Origin of the sequence: Streptomyces sp. NPDC001401, from assembly GCF_042895385.1 — a bacterium.
Lineage (GTDB): Bacteria > Actinomycetota > Actinomycetes > Streptomycetales > Streptomycetaceae > Streptomyces.
On the sequence record NZ_JBIAWI010000002.1, the window covers coordinates 712,147 to 736,691 of the forward strand.

A 24,545-nucleotide genomic window follows, 5' to 3' on the forward strand; every position below is an offset into this window, starting at 1 on the left:
GGGCCGCTACGCCGGTCGCAGCCGCAGGGTGAGGATCTGGAACGGCCGCAGCTCGAAGCTCAAGTCGCTTTCGTGCAGCGGCCGTTCCAGCAGGTCCGTCACCTCGGCGCGGCCCACCGGGAACCCGGGCGCCAGCGTGGCCCGCGCCCGCCCGCCCCGGGACTCGTAGAGCCGTACCACCACATCCCCGCTGCGGTCCTCCGCGAGCTTCACCGACTCGACGGTCACGGCAGGGTGGTCGACCCGCACCAGCGGCTCCACGACCGGCGCCTGCGCCACGCGCAGCGGCAGGTTCAGCGCGAGCCCCTCCGCGACCGCGTGCCCGACGTCCGCGCCCGGCAGCAGCGCGTAGGTGAAGCGGTGCGCGCCCAGGTCGGTTTCCGGGTCCGGGCTGTGCGGGGCGCGCAGCAGCGTCAGACGTACGGTCGTGCCGAGGCCGCCCTGGTGCGGGGTACGGGTCACGTCGTGGCCGTACGTCGAGTCGTTGAGGACGGCCACGCCGTAGCCCTCCTCCGCGACCCTCAGCCAGCGGTGCGCGCAGATCTCGAAACGGGCCGCGTCCCAGGACGTGTTGGTGTGCGTCGGGCGGTGGATGTGCCCGAACTGGATCTCCGCCGTGGAGCGTTCGGCGTGCACGTCGAGCGGGAAGGCGGCCTTCAGCACCTTCTCGGACTCCTGCCAGTCGACGTCGGTGACGATGTCGAGGCGCCGGGCGCCGGCCGCCAGCCGGATCTCCTGAGTGATCCGCGACTTCCCGAACGTCCGCGTCACCCGCACCGCAGCCCTGAGCGGCCCGTCCTCCACCAGCTCCACCGACTCGACGTCCGTCAGATCCGTGTGCCGGCGCCGGTAGTGCCGGTCGATGTCCCAGGCGTCCCAGGCGTTGGGATGGTCGGGGTGCAGCTGGAGCAGGTTGCCGGGGCCGGACAGCACCTCGCGGTCGGCGGCGAGGTCGCGCACGGAGGAGATCAACCCCTGGGCGTCCACGGTGACTTGGAGCCGGGAGTTCTCCAGTAGGTGGGTGTCGCCGTCCCCTTCCGCCCGGACGACCTCGCCCGCCGCGCCCGCGACCGGCGCGCTCCCCAGCCCCGGCACCGTGACCAGCACGCCCCCTGCGATCTCCGTCCGCTCGTACGGCGAGGCGTTGAACACCGAAGGCCCGCCCGCTCCCAGCGCGGCCACCGCCCCGGCCGTGATCTCCTCCACCTCGGCCAGCACCTGCGCGTACGTGTCCCGCGCCTCCCGGTGCACCCAGGCGATCGACGAACCGGGCAGGATGTCGTGGAACTGGTGCAGCAGCACCGTCTTCCACAGCCGGTCCAGGGCGTCGTACGGGTAGGCGTACGACGGATTGCGTACCGCCGCTGTCGCACACCACAACTCGGCCTCGCGCAGGGCGTGTTCAGAGCGCCGGTTGCCCTGCTTGGTCTTCGCCTGGGTGGTGTACGTGGCCCGGTGCAGCTCCAGGTACAGCTCGCCCGACCACACCGGGGCCTCGGGCCCGTACTCCTGCTCGGCGGCCGCGAAGAAGGCGGACGGCTTCTCGATCTCCACCCGCGGTGAGCCCTCCAGGGAGCGCAGCCGCCGGGCCTTCTCCAGCATTTCGCGGGTCGGACCGCCGCCCCCGTCGCCCCACCCGAACGGCACCAGTGAGCGGGTGGCCCGTCCCTTCTCGGCGAAGTTGCGTTCCGCGCGGGCGAGTTCGCGGCCGTGAAACTGGGAGTTGTAGGTGTCGACGGGCGGGAAGTGCGTGAAGACGCGGGTGCCGTCGATGCCCTCCCACCAGAAGGTGTGATGGGGCATTTTGTTCGACTGGTTCCAGCTGAGTTTCTGGGTGAGGAACCAGCGAATTCCGGCCAGTTTCGCGAGCTGTGGGAAGGCCGCGGTGTAGCCGAAGGAGTCCGGCAGCCAGATCTCCTCCGTCTCCACCCCGAACTCCTCGGCGAAGAACCGCTTTCCGTGCACGATCTGCCGGGCCAGCGCCTCACCACCGGGCATGTTGGCGTCGGACTCGACCCACATCGAGCCGACAGGCGCCCAGTTGCCGTCCCCGACCGCCTTCTTGATCCGCTCCCAGATGTGCGGCTGGTGCTCCTTCACCCAGGCGTACTGCTGGGCCTGCGAGCAGGAGAACACCAGCTCGGGGTAGTCGGCGGCGAGCGCGGTGACGTTGGCGAAGGTGCGCGAGGCCTTGCGGACCGTCTCGCGCAGCGGCCACAGCCAGGCCGAGTCGATGTGTGCGTGTCCGGTTGCGGAGATCCGGTGCGCGCTCGCCGACGCCGGGCGGGACAGGACGTCCGTCAGCGCGGCCCGGGCGGCGTCCGCCGTGCCGGAGACGTCGTGCAGGTCGAGGGCGTCGAGCATGTCCTCCAGCGCGCGCAGGATCTCGTGCCGCCGCGGCCGGTCCATGGGCAGCTCGTGCATCAGTTCCGAAAGCACCTCGACGTCCAGGACCAGCTGCCACACGGCTTCGTCGAGTACAGCGAGGTCGGCAGAGCGGAATCGGTAGATGAGCCGATCCCCGGCGGTCCGGACGTCTCCCAGGTGCGTAGGCTCGAAGCCGTGCAGCACGGCCGGATTGGCTGCCGCCTCCAGGAGCAGATGCACCGGTTCGCCTCCGCTTGCCGGGGAGCCGACAGCGAGGTGACGGTTGCGCGGGTGAATGCCCTTCAGGGGCACGCCTGCGGCGTCGTAGAGCAGTCCCTCCGCCTGGAAACCGGGGCCGTCGCCCGTGAACCCGGGGTCGATCACCGCCTCGACCCGGCGCCCGGCCCACTCCTCGGGGACCCGCCCGGTCAACCGGAACCAACTCGTCGACCAGGGCTTTCCCCACGCCCTTCCGGTTGTGAAGGACTCGTAATCGGCCTGCAGCGCCTGGTCCACCGGCACTGGTTCGCCGGGCACATGCCACACAGACAGAACCAGCGGCACGCGCTCCGCGTACTGTGCGGGGCGCACGAACTGTCCCATGGCGCGCTCCAGGCGCGCCTCCACCAGCGTTCGGTCGTCGTGCACGGCGGCTCCCTCGGCGCTCGGACGGCACTGTCCAGCGTGTCATCTACCCGGTCGGAAGGGCCGCATCCGTGGCCGAACACCTGGTCGTTGAGGATTCGACATGACTGCCGCGTGCCCAGTGGGGCATGGATCCCGTGAACGTGTTCGACAAGGAGGGGAACCGACATCGGCACGCGGGCGGGGGTCATGAATAGGCAGGCACGAGGGGGCGGTCCCATAGCGATCGGGGCCTTCTCGGCGAAGACGGAGGAAGAGACCGACGGCGGCGCGGACCAGGTGCAGCCGTCCCAGCTACGGAAGAGACTCGGACGGTCGGACCTGAAGGCGGTGCCCGAGGCACGCAAGGCGCTGCGCGAGCTGTTACGGCAGTGGGGCAGGCCCGGTCGGTCGGAGATAGCGGAGCTGCTCACCAGCGAACTCGTCACCAACGCACTCATCCACACCGACCACGACGCGGTGCTGACGGCCACCGTCGGACCCCGTGGACTGCGGGTGGAGGTAAGGGACTTCGTGGCCCGCAGGCCCAGACTGCGCGTACCGAACGCCGACGACGGCACGCACGGCAGAGGCCTGGTCCTGGTGCAGTCCCTCGCGGATGCCTGGGGGGTACGGGCGCACGGGGTGGGGAAGGTGGTGTGGTTCGAACTCGACGCCGGAGCGGCATAGCACGGGAAGGGGGCGTGACCTTCGGGTCACGCCCCCTTCCCGTGCAGGCCGTTCCTAGCCGAACTGCTGCTCGAGGTCCTTGAGCTTGCGCTCCAGGGAGTCGAGGCGCGGCAGTGCCATGGTGTCGTCCTCCGCGGTGAGGTCGACGGTCACCGGTTCAGTACCGGCCTTGCGGACGGGCTGGAGGGACGGGCGTGAGCGTACGGGCAGCGGTTCCGCGCTGGATATGGCAGGCTCCGCGGAAACCGAGGCGGAGGCTCGCTCCAGGGCCTGGGGCTCCACCTGGCGTCCGCCGCCGCGGCCGATGAACCCGCGGTGGCCCCGGCTGATGGCCTTCAGCTGGGCACGCTCCAGGCGGTCCGCCTCGCGGCGGCGCAGCCGGTTCGCCTCCTTCTGCCGCTGGTCCTCGCGTACCTCGTCGACCGCCTCGTCCAGGCTGCGCACGCCCTCCAGGAGCATCAGCGACCAGGCCTTGTAGGTCTCGCGGGGGGCCCGCAGCCAGCGGACGATACGGATCTGCGGCAGCGGACGCGGCACCAGACCCTGCTCGCGCAGCGCGGCCCGGCGGGTCTGCTTCAGTGCGCGGTCGAAGAGGACGGCCGCAGACAGGGACATTCCGGAGAAGAACTGCGGCGCACCGTCGTGGCCGATGCCCCTGGGCGCGTGCACCCAGTTGAACCAGGCCGCGGCGCCCGCGAACGTCCACACAAGTATCCGGGAGCCGAGGGCCGCGTCACCGTGGCTGGCCTCGCGCACCGCGAGCACGGAACAGAACATGGCCGCACCGTCCAGGCCGAACGGCACCAGGTATTCCCAGCCGTTGGTGAGGCCGAGGTTCTGCTGGCCGAAGCCGACCAGACCGTGGAAGGAGAGGGCGGCGGCGACCGCCGCACAGCAGAACAGCAGGACATAGGAGGCGGTGCCATATATGGCCTCCTTGCGCCGGCGGCGCTCCTCGCTGCGCTCCCACGAATCGTCCGTCTTCGCGTGCTCCCCGGACCGCTTGCTGCGCGCGAGCACCGCCACCGCCGCCAGCATGCCCAGGAGCAGTACGGCGCCCGGAAGCAGCCAGTCCAGCGATATGTCGGTCAGTCTCATCTGGGGTCCCTTGCATTGGGATAGGGCGTAACGCCCGCCATAGTGGCCCAATCCCACCGGCCCTCAGGGGGTTTCGGGGCAAGAGGCCGCCAAGGAAGTGCAAGGGGATGCCCAGGGCGGCGTTCTGCTCGAACTGCCGCTTGAGGGGCGGGAGTTGAGTTCGAATAAGACTACCCGTACGGATGGTTCTACGGAAAGTTCCTGCGGCAAGTGAGGAAGTTGTGAATTGCCTGTAACCGGGCGGGCGCCTTGTTCGCGCCGATCTTACGGGACGGCCTGTGGCTGACGTGCCTGAGGGTGCCTCAACTCGCGGCGGCTGCCGACAGCTTGCCGGTTCGGGGTCGCGGCACGGTGATCGGCGGACGGGTGGGCCGCGCATGCCGATGCAGTTAGAAACTCGCCACGACGTCCGGCCGTGCGCACACTCCGTAGTCGTGCTGCGCCTGTGCGTCGCCCCGCGCAATGGCGACTACTAAGGCAAGCCTAGCCTTACTGAAGTTCAATGGGATTTGAACTGACGGCAACTGCGCTTAAGGTGCTTGACGGACGAGTAACAACCCGCCGTAATGACCCCAAGTACCGACACGTCCGGAGGAGGACCCGTGAAGCAGAGCACGCACAGCTCCGCGGAGACGGGGATTCCGGAGGCCCGCACCGGCGGGGTGCCTCGCGTGCCGCCGCAGCCCAGGGCTCAGGACGTGGACCGGGAGCGGGGCGTCGCCGAGACGGCCACCCGTGGCGAGCACACGCACAGTGAGCAGCCGATACCCCGGCCCCGCCTGGTCCAGCGGGCCTCCGTGCGCGGGCAGATCCTCGACGCGCTGCGCACCGCGCTGGTCGCGGGCGAGCTGATCCCGGGCGAGGTGTACTCGGCGCCCGCGCTGGGGGAGCGGTTCGGGGTCTCCGCGACGCCGGTGCGGGAGGCGATGCAGCAGCTCGCCCTCGAGGGCGCCGTCGAGGTCGTCCCCAACCGGGGCTTCCGGGTGATCGAGCGCGGGGCCCGCGAGCTGGCCGAGCTGGCCGAGGTCCGCGCGCTGATCGAGATCCCCGTGATGCTGCGCCTGGCCCGTACGGTGCCTGCCGAGCGGTGGACCGCGTTGCGCCCCCTCGCCGAGGCGACCGCCCGTGCCGCGTCCTCCGGCTGCCGGGCGACGTACGCCGAGGCGGACCGCAATTTCCACCGTGCGCTGTTCGCCCTGTCCGGCAACGAGCAACTCGTGCAGATCGCCGACGACCTGCACCGCCGGGCCCAGTGGCCCCTGGTCGGCGGCCCGGCCGCCCGGGGGCACGCCGACCTGGTGGCGGACGCGACGGAACACACGGCCCTGCTGGATGCGCTGATCGTGCGGGATCTGGATGCGGTGCGGGGGCTCGTGGCGGGGCACTTCGCGGGGGCGGCCGCTGGGGGCTTGCAGCCCCCAGACGCCCGCTGTCGGCCCTGAAGGGGCCTCGTCCTCAAACGCCGGACAGGCTTGAATACCGCGACCGGCGTCAGTTCCCTTCGACCGCTCCCGTCGCCGTCTTCGAGTAGCCGTCCTGCCAGGCCGCCTTCGCGCCGGAGTCGCCGATGCGGTAGACGTCGACGACGGCGCCGGCCGCCACCGCGACGGACAGCACGGCGGCCGCGATCCGGATGACGGACGCGGACCTGGCGCCGTCCCGCTGTGCCGGTGACCGGCGGGTCGTCCACCAGACCCCCGCCGCCAGGACGAACAGTCCCAGCGCCCAGGGCAGCAGTCCGTCGCCGAGTTCCGCGTGCCGCTGTATCAGGGCGTTGCCGCGCACGTGCTTCTCCAGCCACTCGCCGGCCCCCGTGGTCAGCGGCACGCTCGCCAGGGTGACCAGGGCCAGCACCGGCAGGACCAGACCCATGCGGCGGGCAGCGGCCGGCCACACGGCGCACACGACCAGGGCCAGAGCCGTCAGCGGTACCAGTACGACGACGAAGTGGACCAAGAGGACATGTGCGGGCAGGCCGTTGACGAGGCTCATCGGGCGCTCCTCCAAGGGGTCGGGCGCGCCAGCCTGGCACAGCAACCTCTCAGGTTCCTCTCAGCGGCCTCTCGGCATCGGCGACCCTCACGCGGTGGCCGCCCCCGCAGCCGGAGGCGCCAACTGCCGTGCCAGCCAGGTCGGTACACCGCCCAGCAACCGGAACAGCCGACGGGCCTCCTCCCGCAGGCGCGAAGCCTCCGGTTCCGCCTCCGCGTCGGCGAGGGATGCCAGTGCCGGTGCCGTACCGACGAGGTAGCCCAGCTCCTCCCGGATCCGCAGCGATTCGGCGAACCCGTGCCGCGCCTCCGCCAACTCCCCGTCCCGCAGGGCGAGTCCGGCGAGGTGCCGCCAGGTGAAGGACAGCAGCAGGGGGTCCGCGTGCGCCGTGGCGCCCGCGTGCGCCCTCCGGTACGCCGCCCGCGCGGCCTGGGGCGACCGTGCAAGGTTCTCCGCGAGCAGCCCGCGCCGGAAGTCCAGCACCGCCCGCCCCGCCGCCCCCGGAGGGATCAGCGCCGCCGCCCGCCCCAGCGCGGCCCGCGCCTCGTCGGCCCGGTCGCGCACTGAGTGCAGCGTGGCCGCGTACGCAAGTTGCCCTCGTTCACAAGCGGCCGCGCCCCGCTCGTCGTCGGTGTGGGCCAGCGCCTCGGCCGTACGCAGCGCGTCCTCGGCCTCTTCCCAGCCCTGCTCCGTGTACAGACACCGCTCGACCAGCAGCGCCGCCCGCTGAAGCGCGGCCGCCGGGGTGTCGGGCCGGAGCAGGGCTGCCGCGTCGGCCCAGCAGGCGCGCGAGCGCAGCCGCCATACCGCGGTCTGGAGGGGATCGTCACCAGCGGTCGTTCCGTTACCAGACATGGCGGTATGCGCCACGTTGCCCTCCCCGAGCACGCCATCGAGCTGTTGAGTGGTGGCGGCATCTCAGCACGAATCGCGGCGCCCGGCCAAGGGGGTGGGTGAAGGATTTCACAAAGTCGTGGGACAGCGACGGCACTTGGTGCCACCTCCGCGGCATGCCCCGGTGACCTCAGCTCATGCGCAATGCCAGGAAGAAATCCAGCTTGTCCTCCAGTCGCGACAGGTCGCGGCTCGTCAACTGCTCGATCCGCCCGACCCGGTAGCGCAGCGTGTTGACGTGCAGGTGCAGCCGTGTCGCGCAGCGCGTCCAGGAGCCGTCGCAGTCGAGGAACGCCTCCAGGGTGGGGATCAGCTCGGCGCGGTGGCGGCGGTCGTAGTCGCGCAGCGGGTCGAGCAGCCTCGCCGTGAACGCCCGCCGCACGTCGTCCGGCACGAACGGGAGCAGGAGGACGTGCGAGGCCAGCTCCTGGTGGCCCGCCGCACACACCCGCCCGGGCCGCGCCGCCGCCACCCGCCGTGCGTGCCGCGCCTCCTCCAGCGCCCCGCGCAGCCCCTCAGCCGAGTGCACGGCCGCGCTGACACCCAGCGTGACCTGCCCGTCGCCGTCCAGCCCGGCCGACAGCGGGTCCCGTACGGACTCCAGGAGCGCATCCGCGAGGATGCCGGACTCCGAGCCGTCGTGCTCGGTGGAGACGGCCGGCAGCGGTACGAGTGCGATGGCCTCGTCGCCCGTGTGGGCCACGGCGATGCGGTCGGAGGGCTCGGGCCCCGTGGCGAGCGGGTCGACGAGGATCTCCTCCAGGAGCGACTGGGTGACCGGCCCCGCCTCGATGTCGCCGCCCTCCCACTCGACGCGGGCCACCACCACCTGCCAGTGCGGTGCGGCCCCCAGGCCGGGCAGCAGCACCGGCGCGGCCACCCGCAGCCGGGCGGCGATCTCGGCGGGCGCGGCACCCGTCTGCACCAGCTCCAGGACCTCCTGCGCCAGCCGCCTGCGCACCGTGCGCGCAGCGTCCCGGCGGTCCCGCTCGACCGAGATCAGCTGGGTGACCCCCTGGAGGAGGTCCAGGCGTTCCGCGGGCCATTCGCCCGCGTCCGCCTCGACGGCCAGCAGCCAGTCCGACAGGACCGTCTCGCGCACGTCCCGGGAGGCCTGCGGGGAGCGCCCGCTGCTGCGGATCGGGAAGAGGCTGTACGTCACCGGGCCGAGCGTCAGCCGGTGGGGTCCGCGGCGGCCCGTGCGGGCGGCGGCGAGGTGCTCGGCGGCCAGCTTGGCGCAGGTGTCGGCGGGCAGCCCGGGGCCCGCGATCTTCGGGCCCGCGATGAGCCGTCCGGTGGGGGACAGGACCCAGGCCCGCAGGTCCAGGTCGGAGCCGAGCAGGTCGAGGACCACGTCCGGGCCGCCGCCCGCCGGGCCCGAGGTCATCATCCGGCGGTGCCGGTCGACGACGGCCGCCAGATCCCCGGCGCGCTCCCCGGACACCTGCCGTACGACGTGCTCGGTGATCGTCGCGAAGGCCACCGACTCGTGCACCGCGAAGAGCGGCAGGCGGTGGCGGGCGCAGGCCACGATCAGGTCGTCCGGGATGTCCCCCAGCTCCGCCTCGCCGGCGGCCAGCGCGACCACCCCGGCCTGCGCCAGGATCCGTACGAACGACTCGGAGTCGTCGGCGTCGCGGCGCCAGGCCAGCCCCGTGAGGACCAGCTCCCCGCCCGAGAGGTAGCGGCTGGGATCCCTGAGGTCGGTGGTCATCACACCGCGCACGGTGCGGTCCAGCTCGTCCTCGCCGCCGAGGAGCCGCAGGCCCAGCGCGTCGGTGTCCAGCAGTGCGCGCAGCCGCATTCTCGTCGCCGCCGTTCTTTGTCTCGAAATCTACGATGAGTCTTGAGGATGGTCGGTGGGAGGAGCCCGGCGACCGGTGCGCGCGGCGCATCCTTTGATTGCCAGGCTGTTTCCTGCGTTTCTACAGGAAAACCAAGAGGTTACTGATGACCTCCGTTCATACGAATCTACAAGATGCCCGGCCTGGCCAGCCAACTCCTTCATGGTTTCCGTGACTGACCCCGGTGGAGCACGGCGCTGTGTACTGACTCCAATCCGCGTAAACAGCACATGAACGAGCCGGTCCCGCCGCACCGGATGTGGCTCAATCCGTACGACTCACGAGACGAAGAAGAGAGCCGGTCATGGACTTCCTTCGCCCCGCCAGCTGGGAGGAGGCGCTCGCCGCCAAGGCTGAGCACCCCACCGCTGTGCCCATTGCGGGCGGCACCGATGTGATGGTCGAGATCAACTTCGACCACCGGCGGCCCGAGTACCTGCTCGACCTGAACCGCATCACCGGCCTCACCGAGTGGGAGGTCGGCGAGGAGACGGTGCGGCTGGGTGCCTCCGTCCCGTACACCAAGATCATGGAGCACCTGCGCGCAGAGCTGCCGGGTCTCGCCCTCGCCTCGCACACGGTGGCCTCCCCGCAGATCCGCAACCGCGGCGGCGTCGGCGGCAACCTCGGCACCGCCTCCCCGGCCGGCGACGCCCATCCCGCGCTGCTCGCGGCGGGCGCCGAGGTCGAGGTCGAGTCGGTGCGCGGCTCCCGGATGATCCCGATCGACGAGTTCTACACCGGCGTGAAGCGCAACGCTCTGGCGGCCGACGAGCTGATCCGTGCCGTGCACATCAAGAAGGCCGACGGCCCACAGCAGTACTCGAAGGTCGGTACGCGCAACGCCATGGTGATCGCCGTGTGCGCCTTCGGGCTCGCGCTGCACCCTGACACGCGCACGGTCCGTACGGGCATCGGTTCGGCCGCGCCCACCCCCGTCCGGGCGAAGGCCGCGGAGGAGTTCCTGAACGCGGCGCTCGAAGAGGGCGGCTTCTGGGACAACGGAAAGATCATCACCCCGTCGGTCGCCAAGCAGTTCGCGGAGCTGTGCTCCGGCGCCTGCAACCCGATCGACGACGTCCGGGGCACGGCGAGCTACCGCCGCCACGCGGTGGGCGTGATGGCCCGCCGCACGCTGACCTGGACCTGGGAGTCGTACCGCGGCGCCCGCCGCACCACCGAGGGAGCTGCGTAATGCGCGTCAACTTCACCGTCAACGGACGTCCGCAGGAAGCCGACGACGTCTGGGAGGGCGAGAGCCTGCTGTACGTGCTCCGGGAGCGCCTGGGCCTGCCCGGTTCCAAGAACGCCTGTGAGCAGGGCGAGTGCGGCTCCTGCACGGTCCGCCTGGACGGCGTGCCCGTGTGTTCCTGCCTGGTCGCCGCCGGTCAGGTCGAGGGCCGTGACGTCGTGACCGTCGAGGGCCTCGCGGACTTCGCCAAGCAGCGCGCGGAGCACGGCGGTTGCGCCTCCGGTGCCTGCGGTACGACGCTGCAGGACGCCCAGCAGTGGGCCGCCAAGGGCCAGGACTCGCAGACCGGCGAGGGCACCGAACTCTCCCCGATCCAGCAGGCGTTCATCGACGCCGGCGCCGTGCAGTGCGGTTTCTGCACCCCGGGTCTGCTGGTCGCCGCCGACGAGATGCTCGAGCGCAACCCGAACCCGACCGACGCGGACATCCGCGAGGCCCTGTCGGGCAACCTGTGCCGCTGCACGGGCTACGAGAAGATCATGGACGCGGTCCGCCTGGCGGCCGCCCGGCAGGGAGAGGCGGTCTGACGATGCCCACCAACGGTGCTCCCATCGGCACTCCCACCAAGGTCACCCAGGGTTCCCAGACCAAGGGCGGCATCGGCGAGTCCACGCTCCGCCCGGACGGCACCCTCAAGGTCACCGGCGAGTTCGCGTACTCGTCCGACATGTGGCACGAGGACATGCTCTGGGGCCAGATCCTGCGCTCCACGGTCGCCCATGCCGAGATCGTCTCCATCGACACGAGCGAGGCGCTGAAGACGCCGGGCGTGTACGCCGTCCTGACGTACGACGACCTGCCGACCGCGGTGAAGAACTACGGCCTGGAGATCCAGGACACCCCGGTCCTCGCGCACGGCAAGGTGCGCCACCACGGCGAGCCGGTCGCCATCGTCGCCGCCGACCACCCGGAGACCGCGCGCCGCGCCGCCGCCAAGATCAAGGTCGACTACCGCGAGCTGCCGGTCATCACCGACGAGGCCTCCGCGACCGCGCCGGACGCGATCCTCGTCCACGAGAACCGCGATGACCACCACATCGGCCACGTCCCGCACCCGAACATCGTCCACCGCCAGCCGATCGTGCGCGGCAACGCCGAAGAGGCCGCCAAGAAGGCCGACTTCATCGTCAGGGGCGAGTACACCTTCGGCATGCAGGACCAGGCCTTCCTCGGCCCGGAGTCCGGTCTCGCGGTCCCCTCGGAGGACGGCGGCGTCGACCTCTACATCGCCACCCAGTGGCTGCACTCCGACCTGCGCCAGATCGCCCCGGTCCTGGGCCTGCCCGAGGACAAGGTCCGCATGACGCTCTCCGGCGTCGGCGGCGCCTTCGGCGGCCGCGAGGACCTGTCGATGCAGATCCACGCCTGCCTGCTCGCGATGCGCACCGGCAAGCCCGTCAAGATCGTCTACAACCGCTTCGAGTCCTTCTTCGGGCACGTCCACCGCCACCCCGCCAAGCTCTACTACGAGCACGGGGCGACCAAGGACGGCAAGCTCACCCACATGAAGTGCCGGATCGTCCTGGACGGCGGCGCCTACGCCTCGGCCTCCCCGGCGGTCGTCGGCAACGCCTCCTCGCTGAGCGTCGGCCCGTACGTGATCGACGACGTCGACATCGAGGCCATCGCCCTCTACACCAACAACCCGCCCTGCGGCGCCATGCGCGGCTTCGGCGCCGTCCAGGCGTGCTTCGCCTACGAGGCGCAGATGGACAAGCTCGCCGACAAGGTGGGCATGGACCGGGTCGAGTTCCGTCAGCTCAACGCGATGGAGCAGGGCACGATCATGCCGACCGGGCAGCCGGTCGACTCCCCGGCCCCCGTCGCCGAACTCCTGCGCCGCGTCAAGACGATGCCGCTGCCGCCGGAGCGCCAGTGGGAGTCCAGCGAGGGCTCCGACGTACGGCAGCTGCCCGGCGGTCTGTCCAACACCACCCACGGCGAAGGCGTCGTACGAGGTGTGGGCTATGCGGTCGGCATCAAGAACGTCGGCTTCTCCGAGGGCTTCGACGACTACTCCACCGCCAAGGTACGCATGGAGGTCGTCGGCGGCGAGCCGGTCGCGACCGTGCACACCGCGATGGCGGAGGTCGGCCAGGGCGGTGTCACCGTCCATGCGCAGATCGCCCGCACCGAGCTGGGCGTCGCGCAGGTGACGATCCACCCGGCGGACACGCAGGTCGGCTCCGCCGGCTCGACGTCCGCGTCGCGGCAGACGTACGTCACCGGTGGCGCCGTCAAGAACTCCTGCGAGCTCGTCCGGGAGAAGGTCCTGGAGATCGGGCGCCGCAAGTTCGGTACGTATCACCCGGCTTGGGCCACCGCCGAACTCCTGCTGGAGGGCGGCAAGGTCGTCACCGACGGCGGCGAGGTCCTCGCCGACCTGGTCGACGTACTGGAGAACGAGGCGGTCGAGGTCGAGGCCGAGTGGCGCCACCGCCCGACGGAGGCCTTCGACCTGCGCACCGGCCAGGGCAACGGCCACGTCCAGTACTCCTTCGCGGCGCACCGCGCCGTCGTCGAGGTCGACACCGAGCTCGGCCTGGTCAAGGTGATCGAGCTGGCCTGCGCCCAGGACGTCGGCAAGGCGCTCAACCCGCTGTCCGTCCTCGGCCAGATCCAGGGCGGCACCCTCCAGGGCATGGGCATCGCGGTGATGGAGGAGATCATCGTCGATCCCAAGACCGCGAAGGTCAGGAACCCGTCCTTCACGGACTACCTGCTTCCGACCATCCTCGACACGCCGATCATCCCGGTCGACGTGCTCGAACTCGCCGACGACCACGCCCCGTACGGGCTCCGCGGCATCGGCGAGGCCCCCACCCTGTCGTCGACTCCGGCCGTCCTCGCGGCGATCCGGAACGCGACCGGGCTGGAGCTCAACCGCACGCCGGTACGTCCGGAGCACCTCACCGGAACGGCGTAGGCACAGTCTCTCCGGGCGGCGCCGGGAACGTCACACTTCGCCGCGCCGCCCGGAGTACTCAAGCACCGCACCGCTCGCGGAACTTGAAGCACCACAGCACCACCGTCAGTACCAGAGAGTTCGTTCGTCTCGGGCCGTCCCCCGGGTCGTGCGGCCGAAGCACCTTCCCAAATCCCGCAAACGCAGAGAGCGACCGCGGGTGCCCCTGTGAACCTTGGGAGTAGGCCCACATGACCCAGCAGTCACTGGAGCCAGACACCACCGCCGACGATGCGGGTGAAGGAACCCGTATCCCGGCCGGCAGGTCCTGGCTCGACCGGTACTTTCACATATCGAAGAGAGGATCCACGGTCGCGCGCGAGGTGCGCGGCGGCGTCACCACCTTCATGGCGATGGCGTACATCCTCCTGCTCAACCCCCTGATCCTGTCCGGCAAGGACGCTGCCGGGGACACGCTCGGCCAGAAGGCCCTCATCACCGCGACCGCGTTCGCGGCGGCCTTCACCACGCTGCTGATGGGCTTCTTCGGCAAGGTGCCCCTGGCCCTCGCCGCCGGCCTCTCCGTCTCCGGTGTGCTCTCGTCGCAGGTCGCGCCCCAGATGACCTGGCCGCAGGCCATGGGCATGTGCGTGATGTACGGCGTGGTCATCATGCTGCTGGTCGTCACCGGCCTGCGCGAGATGATCATGAATGCGATCCCGCTCGCGCTCAAGCACGCGATCACCATGGGCATCGGTCTGTTCGTCGCCCTGATCGGCCTGGTCAAGGCGGGCTTCGTGCACCAGGGCAAGGCGACCCCGGTCACCCTCGGTCCGACCGGTGAACTCGCGGGCTGGCCGGTGCTGCTCTTCGCGGCCACGCTCCTCGTCATCTTCATGCTGCAGGCGCGCGGCGTGCCCGGCGCGATCCTGATCGGCATCGTCGGCGGCACCGTACTCGCCGTGGTGCTCAACGCACTGGGCGTCATCGACCCCAAGCAGTGGGCGAGCGGTGCTCCCGAACTGCACGGCAGCGCGGTCTCGATGCCGGACTTCTCGATCTTCGGGCACGTCGAGTTCGGCGGCTGGGGCAGCGTCGGTGCGATGACGGTCGGCATGATCGTGTTCACGCTCGTGCTCGCCGGCTTCTTCGACGCCATGGCGACGATCATCGGCGTCGGCACCGAGGCCAAGCTGGCCGACGAGCAGGGCCGGATGCCGGGCCTGTCCAAGGCGCTGTTCATCGACGGCGCGGGCGGCGCGATCGGCGGCGTCGCGGGCGCCTCCGGCCAGACCGTGTTCGTCGAGTCCGCGACGGGCGTCGGCGAGGGAGCCCGTACCGGACTCTCCTCCGTCGTCACCGGTCTGTTCTTCGCGGCCTGTCTGTTCTTCACCCCGCTGACGGCGATCGTCCCCGGCGAGGTCGCGGCCGCGGCGCTGGTGGTGATCGGCGCCATGATGATGATGAACGCCCGCCATGTGGACTGGGCCGACCGCGCCACCGCGATACCGGTCTTCCTGACCGTCGTGATCATGCCGTTCACGTACTCCATCACGGCGGGCGTCGCGGCCGGAGTCATCTCCTACGTCGCCATCAAGATCGCCCAGGGCAAGGCGCGGGAGATCGGTGCCTTCATGTGGGGCCTGACAGTGATCTTCCTGGTCTATTTCTCCCTCAATCCCATCGAGAGCTGGATGGGCGTGCACTAGCCGTCCTTGAATGGCCCTCCACACACACCCCGTTAGGAGACCGACAGATGCTGGACATCGCCGAGGAGCTGAACCGGTGGGTCGAGCAGGGACGCGACTTCGCCGTGGCCACCGTGGTGGCCGTCGGCGGCAGCGCCCCGCGCCAGCCGGGCGCCGCCCTCGCGGTGGACGCCGACGGCACGGCGATCGGCTCGGTCTCCGGCGGCTGCGTGGAGGGCGCCGTGTACGACCTGTGCCAACAGGCCCTCGAGGACGGCGAAACCGTCCTGGAGCGCTTCGGGTACAGCGACGAGGACGCCTTCGCAGTCGGCCTGACCTGCGGCGGCATCATCGACATCCTCGTCACTCCGGTACGGGCCGCGGATCCGGCCCGCCCGGTGGTCGCGTCCGCGCTGGCCGCCGCCGCCCGTGGGGAGGCGGCGGCGGTGGCGCGGATCGTGTCGGGACCGGCCGAACTGCGGGGCCGGGCGCTCATGGTCCGCCCCGACGGCTCCTACGAGGGCGGCTTCGGCGCACATCCGGAACTGGACCGCACGGTGGTCGGGGAGGCGGCGGCCTTCCTGGACGCCGGGCGCACCGGCACCCTGGAGATCGGCGAGCAGGGCTCCCGCTGCGGAGCCCCGCTCACGGTCCTGGTCGAGTCCTCCGTTCCCCCGCCCCGGATGATCGTGTTCGGTGCGATCGACTTCGCTTCGGCGCTGGTGCGGATCGGCAAGTTCCTGAACTACCGCGTGACGGTGTGCGACGCGCGCCCCGTGTTCGCGACGAGGACACGTTTCCCGGAGGCCGACGAGATCGTCGTCGAATGGCCCCACAAGTACCTGGAGCGGACGTCCGTGGACGCCCGCACCGTCCTGTGCGTCCTCACCCACGACGCCAAGTTCGACGTACCGCTGCTGCAGCTGGCCCTTCGACTCCCGGTGGCATACGTCGGCGCGATGGGCTCCCGCCGCACCCACCTCGAACGGAACGAACGCCTTCGTGAAGTCGGCGTGACCGAGCTGGAGCTGGCGCGGCTGCGGTCCCCGATCGGGCTGGACCTCGGTGCCCGTACACCGGAGGAGACGGCCCTGTCGATCGCCTCCGAGATCGTCGCCAACCGGCGTGGCGGCAGCGGGGTTTCGCTCACCGGGGCGCATACGCCGATCCATCGCGATGCGGCGTCGGTGCCGGCGGGGCGGATCGGGTCGGTGGCCTGAGCCCGCGCTCCGGAGTGCCCAGTGCGCGGCTCAGGCCGGGCGGCGCACCGGCGGCTGGTCCGGCCAGTCGAAGGCGTACGCCGGATCGCCCCCGCGGCTCAGCCGTACGAAGCGCAGCAGTTCCCGCACGATGCCCGCGTTGCCCATCGCCCAGCCGGTGTGGGGCTCGAGGTCGCTCGGGGTGGCCCGGTGCTCGAAGTTCGACCAGCGGGTGCCGTCGCCGTCCCGGGTCGCGCGGGCGACGATGTCCGCGACGAGGACCTGGGCGAAGCCGGCGCCGTCGTTCTGCTCGGCCATCCGGTCGCAGGCCAGGGCGAGGACGCCGGCGGTGCCGCAGCAGCGGCCGTTGTTGTCCCAGAAGCCGGGGCGCAGCCGCTCCGGGATGCCGGAGTGGACCAGGGTGTGATGGCAGCGGTCGGCGAGGGAGGACCAGACGGGGTCGGCGGTGACGTCCCTCAGCTGCCGGAAGACCTGGGCGTCGCCGGCCGGGCCGTGGCACCACCCGTAGTTGAAGCGCTGCACCACGTCGGGGCGCGACATCGGGTCGGAGTGCGCGACCAGGAAGCCGTCCGGGCCGGCCTCGTCGCGGGCCACGACGTCCGCGGCACCGGCCAGCGCCGCCTCGACGAAGTCCGCGCGGCCGGTCGCCCGGCCCACCCGGGCCAGCGCGGACACGATGCCGAGGGTGCCGTGCGAGATGTGGTGCAGGCGGGACTCCCGGTCCGGCCGATGCGCCCACTGCACGCCCGCCGCGGTCTTCTCGGCCGTACGCAGATAGGGCTCCAGGGCGAGTACGGCCAGCTCGGCGTCGCCCAGCACCGACGCGCCGAGCCCGATCCCCGCGTTGCCGCCCATCAGCTCGAACAGCTCACCCCAGCGCGTTCCGTCGAAGCGCGACCGTACGATCCGCAGGGCCCGGTCCGCCGCGGCACCGGCCTGGCTGTCGCCGAGCTCGTCGTGGACGGCGCGCAGGACGAGGGCGATTCCGGTGCGGCCGAAGTACAGGGAGTCGTCGTCGATGTCGTCGACGGCCGTGACCAGACTGCGGGCCGCGCGCACGGCGGTGTCGCCGTAGGAGTCGTCGCCGAAGTGCCGGCGCGCCTCCAGAAGGACCGGCACCACCCCGGCCGTACCGCTGTAGAACATCGGGTCGATCTCGTCGTCCGAGGGCCTGTTCGCCCAGCCGAGGCCGCCGCCCTCCGTCTCCCGCGCCGCCGCGAGCAGCCAGCGCAGGCCGTCCGCCGCGAGCGCCTCGACCTCGTCCACCGTCACATCCGTGCCGCCAACTGCGCTCATGGCGCCCACTGTTGCATGATCGGCACCACCCGCCCAGGCGGCGCCGCGAGCCACCGCTCAGCCGTCGTGTGCGCGCAGCACGAAGACGCGCAGTCCGCCCGGCTCCAGGTCGTACCAGTGCCCCCGGCTCCAGCCGCCCATGAGCCCGCCGGCCTCGGCCACCGTCAGCCCGATGTGCCGGCGCTCCTCGGGCAGCCGCTGAGCCGGCGGTGTCGTCACCACCCACGCCCCGCCGGGCGTCAACAGCCCGCGCACGCGCTCGGCGACCGCAGCCTTGTCGGTCATGAAGGCGAAGACGAGCCGCATGGTCACCAGGTCGAACGCCACCCGCGGCAGCCGCGCCGTCGCGTCCTCGAAGGCCAGCCGGCCCGCCTCCAACCGAGGCTCCAGGTCCGCGTAGCGGTCCCGTGTCGCCGCCACCGCCGAGTCGGCCCAGTCGACCGCGAGCGTGCGATACCCGAGACGGGCCAGGGCTGCCGCGTACGCGCCCAGGCCGCAGCCGACGTCCAGAGCGCGGGTCCCGGGGTGTGGGCGTACGGCCTCGGCGAGCAGCCGTATCTCGCGGGCGTCGGCGTGGTGGAAGCCGTTACCGGCGGCGAAGTGGTCCTCCCAGTGCTCCCGGCCGACGGGCATCACGGCATCCTGAGAAGGCGGTTCGCCGCCCGACCGAACACGTACCGTGCCGCCCGTGCGAGGAGCGGGTCGAAGAACCCCGGCAGCCACCGGACCCCCAGCTCCTCCCGCCAGACCACCCGGCTCCGTCCGCCCGGCCCCGGCCCTACCTCGATCTCCGCCCAGCCCCGCACCACCCGGCCCCGCTTCTCCAGCCGGCACAGACCGGGCGCGTCGTCCGTCGGCGGCTGCCACACCGTGACCTCCATGCGGTCGTCGAAGGCGAGCGGTCCCAGTCCCGAACGGGCCACGACGACGGTGCCCTGGTGCGTCGGCGGGGGAGTGGTCACCGTGACGCGGGTCAGCGGGACCACTTCGCCGTGGCGGGGCCACTGGGTCAGGCGGCGCCACGCCTCGTCGAGAGGGAGCGGTGCCGTGCGTTCGAGGAGGAAGTTGACCACGTAACGAATCGTAGGGAATCCGGGCTGCTCAGAAGGGTGTTCATCCGCGCGTCACGCACTTGGTCCAGCGGCGTAATCGCCAGAAGGCGTAGACAGGACGGTGGGTGTGGAATGCGGCAAGAGTGGGGTCACATACGTCCCATCCCTCTACCATTCCTCCCATGGGCGGGCAATCCGCCTGCCCCCGGGGGAAGTTGGACATCATGCCGCTCAAGGCCTACGGCGTGCTGATCGCGCGCGCGGTCGACACCCGGCGCGAGGGCGCCACCGACACACCGCACTACCAGATCCACCTCACGGACGAAGCCGGCACTCACTACCGCGCAGCCGTCAATGTCCTTTCCCAGGAACGGCCCTCCGAGCTGCTCTACCTGGTTGACGAGGACCTCCGGCATCCGGTCACCGCCCGCCTGGACGGCCTGCCCAGCGGCTGGAACACCCTGCCGCCCGGCCCCGGCGGCCCGAACCTCGACTTCGTGCGAGGCAACCTCTTCGACCCGGCGAAGATGCGCACCCTGCCGCCGGACCGCTCCGGCCCCGACAACGACCTGGCCGACCTCCTCGACCACTACGTGCGCCGCGCGGTCGACGACGCCGCGGCCCGGCTGTACGTCTTCGGCGAGCGCTTCGGCCCCGAACCGGCCGTCAGGGACAAGGTGTTCGGCTTCCTGCCCGGCAACGGCGTCCACGACATCCACATGAACCAGGGCAACAGCCGCAAGTTCCAGGGTGACGACGGCGTCTGGCAGGACGGCGGACTGCTCCTGCACTTCCCGGCGCAGGACCGCTGGATCGGTATCTTCCTCGCCTTCCAGAGCCAGTCCTGGCACACGGACGACGTCACCGGACACGCCCTCGACGACGTCGACGGCAACCGTCCGCAGCCGGGCACCCAGCCCGTCCGTATCGTTGCGGCGCTGGTCAACCCGGCGGGCCCGGCCCCCGAGTCGGAGACGGTGACGCTGCTCAACGCCTCGCCCGCCCCTGTCGACCTGACCGGCTGGCACATCGCCGACCGCCTGGGCCAGGCCTCCCCGGTGCCACCCGGCCCGCTCGCCGCCGGCGTCTGTCTGCCCGTCCCCCTCACCGGCGGCGCCCAACTCGGCAACCACGGCGGGGAGATCACCCTGAAGGACGCGGACGGCCTGAAGGTGCACGGGGTTTCCTACACCGCCGAGCAGGCCGCCCGCGAAGGCTGGTCCGTGGTGTTCTGACCGCACCCGGGCGACCCCTACCGCACTCGCACACCCGTACGGCACGATGAGCCCGACCCCGCACCACCGCCGGCCGGGAGGGTGTCCCGTGGACCGTGAACTGCACGGCAGGCTCAACGAGTTGCAGCGCGACCCCTATCCGCACTACGAGCGGGCACGGCGCGCCGACGGGCTGACCCACGTCGCCGAGCTCGACGCCTGGCTGGTCGCCCGGGACGCCGACGTACGGGAAGTCCTGCGCCGGCCGCAGGACTTCTCGTCCGCGAACGCCCTGATTCCCGACGTCCTGCCGGCGCCCGCCGCACTCGCCGTCCTGGGCGGCGGGTTCGGCGGGCGGCCCGTCGTCGTCACCGCCGACGGCGCACACCACCAGCAGCTCCGTGCGCCGATCGTCCGCGGGCTCTCACCGGCGCGCGTCGCGGCCGTACTGCCGTACGCCGCCGAACGGGCCGCCGCGTTGGTCGACGCCTTCGTGAAGGACGGGCAGGTCGAGCTGATGTCGGCGTACGCCGGGAAGCTCCCCGGCGAGGTCATCGGCCGCATCGTCGGCCTCGATCCCGCCGACGTGCCCGCCGTCGTACACGGCGGCCATCGCGCCGAGGAGCTGCTGTTCCGCCCCCTGGAGGAGGACGAGCAGATTGCAGCGGCCGAGGACGTGGTCGCGATGCAGCACATCCTCGACCGCTACGCACGGGAGCGGCACGCCGAGCCCCGCGAGGACCTCTGCACGGAGCTCGTCGCATCCGTCGTCGGCGAGGGCGAGCTCACCCTGGAGCGCCGGCACGAACTCGTCGCCCATCTCCAGAACCTGCTGATCGCCGGGCAGCTGACCACGACCGCGCTCATCGGCACGACCGTCCTGCACCTGCTCCGGCACCCCCGCCAGTGGGAGCTGCTGTGCGCCGAGCCCGAGCGGATACCGGCGGCGGTCGAGGAAGCCGCCCGCTATGACAGCGCCCTGCAGGGCTTCCGCCGCATCACCACCGGCCCGGTCACCCTCGCCGACACCGAACTGCCCGCCGGGGCAACGCTGTTCGTGGCCTTCGGCGCCGCCAACCGGGACTCCTCCCGGCACCCCCGCCCCGACGAGTTCGACATCACCCGCACCCCCGGACGCCACCTCGCCTTCGGCTTCGGCGTGCACGGCTGCCCCGGATCCCAGCTGGCCCGCGAGCAACTCCGCCTCACCCTGGAGGAGTTGACCCGCAGGCTGCCGGGGCTGCGCCCGGTGGACGACCGTCCGGTCACCATGCGGCCCACGATGATCCACCGTTCACCGGAGGCCCTGCGCCTGACCTGGTGAGTGAGGGCTGTCCGCGGGGTTACTGCCCGTAGAAGGTGGCATCCCCCTTGTCCGTCGCCGTGCTCGGGGTCTGCACGTACAGCAGGTAGTTGTAGTGCCGGATGTAGCGGCCCGCGTAGTTGTAGGACTCGTAGGAGACGCCCGCGGAGTCGGACAGACCGGCCCGCCGGTAGAACGTGGCGTCGGAGGCGAAGGCCGTCGTCCCGTCGTTCTTCTCCAGCCACACCTCGAAGTTCTTGTGACGGAGGTAGTAGCCGGGGTAGTCGGCCGACTCCAGCGAGACGGTCCCGCTGCCGGCGAGCCCGGTCACGACGCGGAACTGCGAGTCAGCGAGGGGGCTGACGTTCGCCTCGATCTTGGCGCGGTAGTCGTAGTGGCGGATGAAGCGGTCCGGGTAGTTGTACGACGAGAAGCGCTGCGGCGAGACTCCGTCGGCGACGGGGATGCCGAAGTCGGGGGTGCCGTCGGCCTTCCAGTAGATCTTCTGCACGCGGGTGCGGCGGTTGGGGTCGTTGAGCGGGTCGCCGGTGATGTCCTTGTAGCTGCGGTCGTGGTAGACGAGGATGTCCGACTTGCCGTCCTCGGAGACGGTGAAGGAGTTGTGGCCCGGCCCGTACTGCGAGGTCGAGTCGTTCGACTTGAAGACCGGCTGCGAACCCTTCGACCAGGACGCCGGGTCGGTGAGGTCGGCGGTCGCGGACGCGGTGAGCATCCCCAGGCAGTAGTTGGCGTCCGTCGCGCTCGCCGAGTACGTCATGAACACCTTGCCGCCGTGCTGGATGACCGCGAGGCCCTCGTTGACCTTGTAGCCGACGGTCTCCCAGGACAGCGTGGGCTGCGAGATCTCGGCCGGAGTCCCGCTGATGGTCCAGGGGTTGGCCAACTTTGCAATGAACAGGCTGGTGTTGTTGTCCTCGGACGGATTGCGCTGGGCCCAGGCCAGATAGCGCACGCCGTTCACGACGAAGGTGGTCGAGTCGAGCGAGAAGCTCTCCCACGTGGTCTTGATCTGGCCCTTTTCCGTCCAGGTGGCGGTGAGCGGGTTGGCGCCCGTGCCCTCCAGGACGTACATCCGGATCGCCCACACATCACTGGTCGACCCGGCGGCGAAGTACACGTACCACTTGCCGTCGATGTAGTGGATCTCCGGCGCCCAGATGTGCGCGCCCATCACGCCGCTCGTGTGCTTGGTCCAGATCGTGGTCTCGGGCGCCGTCGACAGTCCCTGGATGGTGGTGGCCCGGCGCAGCACGATGCGGTCGTACTCCGGGACGGTCGCGGTGAAGTAGTAGTAGCCGTCGGTGTGTCGGTAGATCTGCGGGTCGGCCCGCTTCTCCGCGATCGGGTTGGTGTAGGTCACGGCGGGGGAGTCGGGTACGGCCGCGTGGGCGGCGGAGCCCGGCCCGGTGAGGCAGGCCGCCATGGCCACGAGCGCGGCCAGGAGCAGGCGAACGGCGTTGCGTCTCAAGGGAGTTCTCCGAGTCTTCCAGAGCTCAGGGGGGCAGGTCTCAGGTGGTGGGGACGAGCCGCCACTGCTGGCAGGTGTTGTTCAGCCAGGTCCACTGGCGTACGTCGGTGCCGTTCGCCGTACCGCAGTCGGTCACGTCGGCGACCTTGCCGCTGTTCTCGTTGACGATCCGGACGTAGTCGCCGGTCGCCGTGAAGACGAGCCGGGAGCGCTGGCACTTGTTGTTCAGCCAGGACCACTGCCGGATGTCGGCCCCGTCGGCCGTGGAGCAGTCGGCGGTGTCCAGCACCTTGCCGGTGGCCACGTTGACCAGCCGGTTGGTGTCGTCGCCGAGGTCCTCGGCCTTCCACTTCTGGTTGGTGCCGCCGTTGCAGGTCCACTGGAAGATGTTGGTCCCGTCGGCGGTGTTGCCGCCGTCGACGTCCAGGCACTTGCCGCTGTTGCGGTTGACCAGGGTGTACGACGTCGGGGTCGCCGCCGTCTCGCCGGACGGGCCGGGGAGGGAGGCGCCCAGGGCGACCGGGGTGCCGAAGTCCGGGGTGCCGTCGGCGTTCCACGTGAACTTCTGCGCACGGGTGGTCCGTCCGTTGCCGCAGCCGCCGCTCGACGAGGAGTTCGCGTGGTAGACGATCCAGTTCTCGGTGCCGTCGGGCGAGGTGAAGAAGCCGTTGTGACCGGGGCCGTACACGCCGTTCGCGTCACTGCGCTGGAAGACCGGCGTCGACTTCTTCGTCCATGACGAAGGGCTGAGCGGGTCCGAACCCGTCAACTCCAACTGGCCCAGCTTGTAGTCGGCGATCTGGCAGTAGCTCGCCGAGTACGTGAGGAAGGTGCGGCCGTCGTGATAGAGCGGCTCCGGACCCTCGTTGACGGGGGCGCCCGACTTCTCCCAGTCCAGCGTCGGACTGGAGATGACCGTGAAGCTGCTGCTCGCGAGGGTGTACGGGTTGCTCATCGGCGCGATGACCAGGCTCTGCGCACTGCCGTTCACGAAGCCGCTGCCGACCAGGTACAGCTTGCCGCCCGTCTGCAGCACGCTCGCATCGATCAGCCAGCCGTTCGGGGAGAGGTTCGACCCGGTGAGCGTGTTCTTGTACGTGTACGGGCCGAGCGGGTCGGTGCCCGCACTCTCCAGGACATGCGTGCGCTGCGAGTCGCAGCAGGCCACACCGCTCTGGCCGGCCGAGTAGTACAGATACCAGTGGCCGTCGATGAAGTGGATCTCCGGCGCCCAGATGTTGGTGTTGCGCGTCGAGGTGGTGTCGGACCACACCTGGACGTTGGGCGCGGTGGCGAGCCCCGCCAGGGTCGGCGACTTGCGCATGCCGAGGATGCCGGTGAACGTCGTGGTGATCAGGTAGTAGTTGCCGTCGTAGTACTCCAGCCAGGGGTCGGCGCCCTTGGCCGACTTCAGCGGGTTGGTGTACGGGCGGCCGTCCGCCGCGGATGCTGGTTGCGTCGACGCCAGCAGGGCGAGGAGGGCGGCGAGCACGCAGAGGAAGAGCGGTCTGCGGCGCGTCCTGGAGTGGGTCTGAGGCATACGAGACCGTCCCTGTCCGTATTTCCTTGGCCGTAACGGAGGTTGCTCGCGCGTTCGTAATTTCGAACGTGGTTCGT

At 70.8% G+C, this 24,545-nt stretch carries 19 protein-coding genes; 9 read left to right on the plus strand and 10 right to left on the minus strand.

What is annotated here, in order from left to right:
- Positions 1-6: 6 nt before the first annotated feature.
- Complete coding sequence (locus ACFY10_RS10775) at positions 7-3,015, minus strand: alpha-mannosidase (RefSeq protein WP_390664704.1); 3,009 nt, start codon at positions 3,013-3,015, stop codon at positions 7-9.
- A gap of 186 nt (positions 3,016-3,201) precedes the next feature.
- On the opposite strand from ACFY10_RS10775, the gene ACFY10_RS10780 reads away from it, so the two are divergent.
- Positions 3,202-3,681, plus strand: a complete 480-nt coding sequence (locus ACFY10_RS10780; protein WP_390664705.1) for an ATP-binding protein — start codon at positions 3,202-3,204, stop codon at positions 3,679-3,681.
- Positions 3,682-3,735: 54 nt separating this feature from the next.
- Here ACFY10_RS10780 and ACFY10_RS10785 read toward each other — a convergent pair whose 3' ends face one another.
- A complete protein-coding gene (locus tag ACFY10_RS10785; RefSeq protein ID WP_390664706.1) occupies positions 3,736-4,779 on the minus strand; it encodes a DUF2637 domain-containing protein in 1,044 nt (347 codons plus the stop codon).
- A 566-nt stretch (positions 4,780-5,345) separates the two neighbouring features.
- Here ACFY10_RS10785 and ACFY10_RS10790 point away from each other — a divergent pair.
- Positions 5,346-6,221, plus strand: coding sequence for a GntR family transcriptional regulator (locus ACFY10_RS10790; protein WP_390664707.1), 876 nt, complete (start codon positions 5,346-5,348; stop codon positions 6,219-6,221).
- Between the two features lie 49 nt (positions 6,222-6,270).
- On the opposite strand, the gene ACFY10_RS10795 is transcribed toward ACFY10_RS10790, so the two are convergent.
- The 3 genes from ACFY10_RS10795 to ACFY10_RS10805 form a co-directional block, all read right to left on the minus strand.
- Positions 6,271-6,771, minus strand: coding sequence for a DUF2231 domain-containing protein (locus ACFY10_RS10795; protein ID WP_390664708.1), 501 nt, complete (start codon positions 6,769-6,771; stop codon positions 6,271-6,273).
- Between the two features lie 87 nt (positions 6,772-6,858).
- Positions 6,859-7,641, minus strand: a complete 783-nt coding sequence (locus tag ACFY10_RS10800; RefSeq protein WP_390664709.1) for a hypothetical protein — start codon at positions 7,639-7,641, stop codon at positions 6,859-6,861.
- A 154-nt stretch (positions 7,642-7,795) separates the two neighbouring features.
- A complete protein-coding gene (locus ACFY10_RS10805; protein ID WP_390664710.1) occupies positions 7,796-9,469 on the minus strand; it encodes a PucR family transcriptional regulator in 1,674 nt (557 codons plus the stop codon).
- A gap of 344 nt (positions 9,470-9,813) precedes the next feature.
- Between ACFY10_RS10805 and ACFY10_RS10810 the strand changes: the two genes are divergently transcribed.
- The 5 genes from ACFY10_RS10810 to ACFY10_RS10830 all read left to right on the plus strand — a co-directional run bounded on the left by ACFY10_RS10810 (position 9,814) and on the right by ACFY10_RS10830 (position 16,574).
- Complete coding sequence (locus tag ACFY10_RS10810) at positions 9,814-10,704, plus strand: FAD binding domain-containing protein (RefSeq protein WP_390664711.1); 891 nt, start codon at positions 9,814-9,816, stop codon at positions 10,702-10,704.
- Complete coding sequence (locus ACFY10_RS10815; RefSeq protein ID WP_390664712.1) at positions 10,704-11,288, plus strand: (2Fe-2S)-binding protein; 585 nt, start codon at positions 10,704-10,706, stop codon at positions 11,286-11,288. Before ACFY10_RS10810 ends, ACFY10_RS10815 begins: the two co-directional genes overlap by 1 nt.
- Positions 11,289-11,290: 2 nt before the next feature.
- A complete protein-coding gene (locus ACFY10_RS10820) occupies positions 11,291-13,687 on the plus strand; it encodes a xanthine dehydrogenase family protein molybdopterin-binding subunit (protein ID WP_390664713.1) in 2,397 nt (798 codons plus the stop codon).
- 230 nt (positions 13,688-13,917) lie between these two features.
- The gene (locus ACFY10_RS10825; protein ID WP_390664714.1) at positions 13,918-15,375 is read left to right on the plus strand and encodes an NCS2 family permease; all 1,458 of its coding nucleotides are present in this window, start codon (positions 13,918-13,920) and stop codon (positions 15,373-15,375) included.
- Positions 15,376-15,422: 47 nt separating this feature from the next.
- Positions 15,423-16,574 (plus strand): XdhC family protein, encoded by a 1,152-nt coding sequence (locus ACFY10_RS10830; RefSeq protein ID WP_390664715.1) that lies wholly within the window; start codon positions 15,423-15,425, stop codon positions 16,572-16,574.
- A 30-nt stretch (positions 16,575-16,604) separates the two neighbouring features.
- Here the strand turns inward: ACFY10_RS10830 and ACFY10_RS10835 are convergent, their stop codons facing one another.
- The 3 genes from ACFY10_RS10835 to ACFY10_RS10845 are packed head-to-tail and all read right to left on the minus strand — an operon-like array spanning position 16,605 to position 18,943.
- Positions 16,605-17,870 carry a lanthionine synthetase LanC family protein gene (locus ACFY10_RS10835; RefSeq protein WP_390664716.1) on the minus strand — a complete coding sequence of 422 codons (1,266 nt, stop codon included), beginning with the start codon at positions 17,868-17,870 and terminating at the stop codon, positions 16,605-16,607.
- A 57-nt stretch (positions 17,871-17,927) separates the two neighbouring features.
- Positions 17,928-18,503, minus strand: a complete 576-nt coding sequence (locus ACFY10_RS10840) for a class I SAM-dependent methyltransferase (RefSeq protein ID WP_390664717.1) — start codon at positions 18,501-18,503, stop codon at positions 17,928-17,930.
- On the minus strand, positions 18,503-18,943 hold the full coding sequence (locus tag ACFY10_RS10845; RefSeq protein ID WP_390664718.1) for an SRPBCC family protein: 441 nt from the start codon (positions 18,941-18,943) through the stop codon (positions 18,503-18,505). Before ACFY10_RS10845 ends, ACFY10_RS10840 begins: the two co-directional genes overlap by 1 nt.
- Positions 18,944-19,146: 203 nt before the next feature.
- On the opposite strand from ACFY10_RS10845, the gene ACFY10_RS10850 reads away from it, so the two are divergent.
- Positions 19,147-20,157, plus strand: a complete 1,011-nt coding sequence (locus ACFY10_RS10850) for a DUF2278 family protein (RefSeq protein WP_390664935.1) — start codon at positions 19,147-19,149, stop codon at positions 20,155-20,157.
- A gap of 88 nt (positions 20,158-20,245) precedes the next feature.
- The gene (locus tag ACFY10_RS10855) at positions 20,246-21,460 is read left to right on the plus strand and encodes a cytochrome P450 (RefSeq protein WP_390664719.1); all 1,215 of its coding nucleotides are present in this window, start codon (positions 20,246-20,248) and stop codon (positions 21,458-21,460) included.
- 19 nt (positions 21,461-21,479) lie between these two features.
- Here ACFY10_RS10855 and ACFY10_RS10860 read toward each other — a convergent pair whose 3' ends face one another.
- Entirely contained in the window at positions 21,480-22,928 is a 1,449-nt protein-coding gene (locus ACFY10_RS10860) for a family 43 glycosylhydrolase (protein WP_390664720.1), read from the minus strand.
- A 40-nt stretch (positions 22,929-22,968) separates the two neighbouring features.
- Positions 22,969-24,468, minus strand: a complete 1,500-nt coding sequence (locus ACFY10_RS10865; RefSeq protein WP_390664721.1) for a family 43 glycosylhydrolase — start codon at positions 24,466-24,468, stop codon at positions 22,969-22,971.
- Positions 24,469-24,545: the final 77 nt, after the last annotated feature.